2 protein-coding genes are annotated in these 4267 nt (G+C 65.2%); one reads left to right on the forward strand and one right to left on the reverse strand.

Annotated features, from left to right (window positions below):
- Positions 1–15 precede the first annotated feature (15 nt).
- Positions 16–2472, forward strand: a complete 2457-nt coding sequence (locus ACTHJR_RS20640) for a TonB-dependent receptor (protein ID WP_440525303.1) — start codon at positions 16–18, stop codon at positions 2470–2472.
- A gap of 98 nt (positions 2473–2570) precedes the next feature.
- On the opposite strand, the gene ACTHJR_RS20645 is transcribed toward ACTHJR_RS20640, so the two are convergent.
- The gene (locus tag ACTHJR_RS20645; RefSeq protein WP_440525302.1) at positions 2571–3875 is read right to left on the reverse strand and encodes an Hsp70 family protein; all 1305 of its coding nucleotides are present in this window, start codon (positions 3873–3875) and stop codon (positions 2571–2573) included.
- Between the last annotated feature and the right edge of the window lie 392 nt (positions 3876–4267).

Consider the following 4267-nt stretch of genomic DNA (forward strand, 5'->3'; position numbering starts at 1 on the left):
TGGAGACTATTTGAAATGGGGATCTCGACCTTGCGGAGCACGCTGCTGGCCAGCGCGCTGATCGCGGTTACCGCCACGCCGGCCTTCGCCGCCGAAGACCCGAAGGCGCCCGCGCCCGCCGCTGCCGCGCCCGACGCACAAGCCCCGGCAGATGGTCAGAGCACCAATCCGGAAGGCCTCGCCGACATCGTGGTTACCGCCACCAAGCGCGAAACCAATCTGCAGAAGACGCCGATCGCAATCTCCGTGCTCGACACCTCGACGATCAAGGATCGCCACGTCCAGAGCCTGATAGACCTTGCTGATGGCGGCGTGCCGTCGCTCCGCGTCGCGACCTTCGAGGCCCGCCAGTCGGCGCTGACCGTCGGCATCCGCGGCATCGTGCCGTTCGACCAGAACCAGACCGCGCGCGAGCCGGGCGTCGGCGTCTATATCGACGGCGTCTATCTCGGCCGTTCGCAGGGCCTCAATGCCGCCCTGTTCGATGTCGAGCGGATCGAGGTGCTGCGCGGTCCGCAGGGTACCCTGTTCGGTCGCAACACCGAAGGTGGCGCGCTAAGCATCGTCACCAAGGCGCCGACCGGCGAATTCGGCGGCAGCATGAGCGCCGGCTTCGGCAACTACGCCAGCTACAATGGTGAAATGCACCTCAACCTGCCGGCCTTCGCCAACTTCGCGGTGAAGCTCGACGGCGTCATCCAGCACCAGGGCGCCACCGTGAAGGACCCGCTCGCGGGCTCGATCGGCTGGAACGCCTATAATCGCGCCGGCGGCCGCATCTCGGCGCGATGGACTCCGTTCGAGGGCTTCACCGCCGACTTCTCGTTCGACCAGTCGAAGGACGAGAACACGCCGTTCTTCAGCCAGCTCGTCAACTACAACCCGAAGAACCTGCCGATCGGCACCTTTGTCGGGTCGACGCTCATGAACAACGGATCGGCCTGCAACAGCACGACCAATCGCTGCATTGCTCCGCTGCCTGCGCTGGTCGGCGTGCACCCTGAGCGTCAGGACGTCGCGGATGTCGGCGTGCCGCAGCAGTACAGTGTCGACAAGACCTCGGGCGAGATGGTCAAGCTCGCGTACAAGGTAGCGCCGGCGCTCGAGCTGCGCTCGATCACCGCGTGGCGCAAGGTATCGACCAATCAATGGGACAATTCGGGCGGTCCGGAGCGTGTTCCCTTCGCGCCGAACGGCAAGTTCAGCCGCTACAGCCTGTCGGACCTCTATCAGAGCCAGTTCAGCCAGGAATTCCAGGCGGTCGGCAGCATCCCGCAGCTCGATTACGTCGCCGGCCTCTATTATTTCTACGAGCAGGCGCGCGAATCGGCGGCGACCCCGTCGTCGAACCAGTGGAACGCCGACGGCACCGCCTACACCATCCTGCCTTCACAGGTGTTCGGTCCGATCAGCGCGAGCAACCAGGGCTGGGATTACAATTCGCGCTTCCTGCAGCGCGCCAGCTTCGCCAAGGGGCGCAGCTACGCGGCGTTCGGCCAGTTAACTTATACGCCGGACTTTGCGGGCGACATCCTGCACCTGACGGTGGGCGGCCGCTACACCAAGGACAAGCGCGACGGCACGCTGTACCTGGTGTCGGGTATCCCGACCAACTGGACCTTCAACTACGACAAGGGCCGGTTCGACCCGCTGGTCGTCCTGGCGCTCGATGCCGCCCGGGGCGTCAATCTCTACGCCAAATATTCGACGGGCTACCGCGCCGGCGGCGCCAACGACCGTTCGTCGACGTTCGCGGCGTTCGGGCCGGAAACGGTGAAGGCCTATGAAGTCGGCGCCAAGCTCGACATGCTCGACCACAAGGTCCGCCTGAACATCGCCGGCTATATGATGGACCGTTCGGGCACGCAGATCGACTTCGACAACGTCGACACCACGCAGTTCCTGCCGGGTACGTCGATCCCCAACCCGACCTACAACCTGCACACCGAGAATACGCAGAACGCGCCGGGCATCTCGAAGATTCGCGGCATCGAGGTCGACTTCACCGCTCGGCCAATCGAGAACCTCACGATCGGTGCGTCCTATGCCTACACCCACATCACGGTGCCGGCGACGCCTAACCCGAACCCGGGCCCGACCTTCGGCGTGCTGACGCCAGTCTATACGGTCTACACGCCGCCCAACGCCGCGTCGGGCTATGTCGACTATGAAGTGCCGATCGGCGACATGGCGCTGCGCTTCCACATCGACGCCAATTACGCCGATGCTCAGTACAGCTTCCAGTCCGAGACCGTGAAGACCGACAGTTCGTTCATCGTGAACGGCCGCATCGCGCTGGCCGACATCAAGTTGAACCAGACCACCAAGTTCACTTTGTCGGCGTGGAGCCGCAACCTGTTCAACGAGCAACATATCTATCGCCGGTCGGCAGCCAATGCCGCGGTGCTCGGCGATTATGCCAACTTCAACCCGCCCCGCACCTTCGGTTTCGAGGCGGCGGTCAAATTCTGATCCCCGGATCAGGATAAAAGGGGAAAGGCGGCTTCCGGAAGGAGGCCGCCTTTTTTTCGTCAGGCTGGCCGAGGCGTGTCGACTCCGATGAAACGAACCTAGACGGCCGCCCATTCGGCGGGATTGGCCTCCTCGCCGATCAGCGCGAGGCCATGCGCGATCGAGGTCAGTTCCCCGCCGGTCGCGATCCTGTCCTCGCCGAAGCGGCGGTCGAACATCGCGCGGATCGCAGGGATCAGCGACGAGCCGCCGGTGAGGAAAACACGGTCGATCGCGTCGCTCGCGATTCGTGCCTTGGCCAGCGCCGCGTCCATCGCTGCCTCGATCCGGCGCAGGTCGTCGGCGATCCATTGCTCGAAATCGGCCCGCAACACCTCGGCGACGATGTCGACATCGCCACCGGTGAAGCGGAATTCGGCGCTGTCCTGACTGGAAAGCGTGCGCTTGAGCCGGCCGACCGCATCGTAGAGCGGAAAGCCCTGCTCGTGCTCGATCAGCGCGATCATCCGGCCGATCGGTTCGTGATCGACCGCCGCGCGCTGCAGCCGCCGCAATTCGTCGAGCGTCCGCCGGTTACGCATCAAAGCGAGATGCGACCAGTCGGCGAAGTCCGCGAAGTAACCGCGCGGAATCTCGAGCAATTTGTCGAACGAGCGATAGCTCCCCCCCTTCCCCAACAGCGGCAGCACCAATTTGTCGACGATACGATAATCGAAGCGATCGCCGGCGATACCGATGCCCGACGAGGCTAGCGGCACGCAGCGTCGCGGCGCGCCTGCGGCGTCGACGCGGACGATCGAGAAATCGGTCGTGCCTCCGCCGAAATCTGCGACCAGGATCGTCGCCGGCTCGGTCAGGCGCGACGCGTAACTGTGCGCGGCGCCGAGCGGCTCGTGGACATAATGGAGCTCGACGCCGAACCCTTCGAGCATCAAATCGTAGCGTTGCCGCGCCAGCGCGGGATCGGCGCGCGCGCCGGCATATTCGACCGGGCGGCCGACGATCACACGGCGCGGCCGCGCATTGAGCGCACCGCCGGCATGCGCGACCAGCCGCTGCAGGAAGGCGCGGCCGAGATCCTCGAAGCGGAACGGCTTGTTGAAGATCAGCGCGCGCTCGAACGACGGGCTGGCGGCGACGCTCTTGAACGACTGGATGAATCGGCTGTCGAGCGGTGACTGGAGATATTCGGCGATCGCCCACGGCCCGGCTTCATGCGCGATGCCGTTCCAGCCACTCTCTTCTTCCCAGAAGCACAAGGCCGATCGGAACACAGCGCCGGCCGCGCCGTCGCCGGCGAACTCGATGAGATGCGATCCGCCCGCGCCGTCGGCCAGCGCGACGACGGTATTGGTCGTACCGAAATCGAGGCCGAGCGCGTTCGCCGGCGAATCGCTGGTCATGGCGAGCTCCTGTAGCGGTCGGGATGTCGCGCGGGGCGGCGCCTATTGCACGTGGATTGAAGGCGGGCAAGACGTCGACCCTCCGACGGCTCTCACACTGTCGCAGCCTTCCCTCCGCCATCACCCCGGCCTTGTGCCGGGGTCCAACAGGTCGCACGCCCGAACCTGAATAGCGAAGGGCCACGCCGGCGGCGCGGTGGATGCCGGGACAAGCCCGGCATTGTCTGTTTGAGTTGTCGTATAAGCGTGCCGTTCCGCTCATAAGCGGGATGCCCGGGCCGGGTGGCCACCCGGCCCGGGCGCGATTGGTCCGACCGTCCCGGCATAGGGCTCGCGCCCGTCGTCATCTTGGTCGCCCGATCGCTTCCCTTGACGCTTGGTGAGTTGCCAGG

Origin of the sequence: Sphingomonas sp., from assembly GCF_051962185.1 — a bacterium.
In the GTDB taxonomy this organism is placed as follows: domain Bacteria; phylum Pseudomonadota; class Alphaproteobacteria; order Sphingomonadales; family Sphingomonadaceae; genus Sphingomonas.

What these genes read in the sequence shown, in the direction of transcription:
- ACTHJR_RS20645 (WP_440525302.1), bottom strand. Translation starts at nt 3,875, where the DNA reads ATGACCAGCGATTCGCCGGCGAACGCGCTCGGCCTCGATTTCGGTACG.
- ACTHJR_RS20640 (WP_440525303.1), top strand. Translation starts at nt 16, where the DNA reads ATGGGGATCTCGACCTTGCGGAGCACGCTGCTGGCCAGCGCGCTGATC.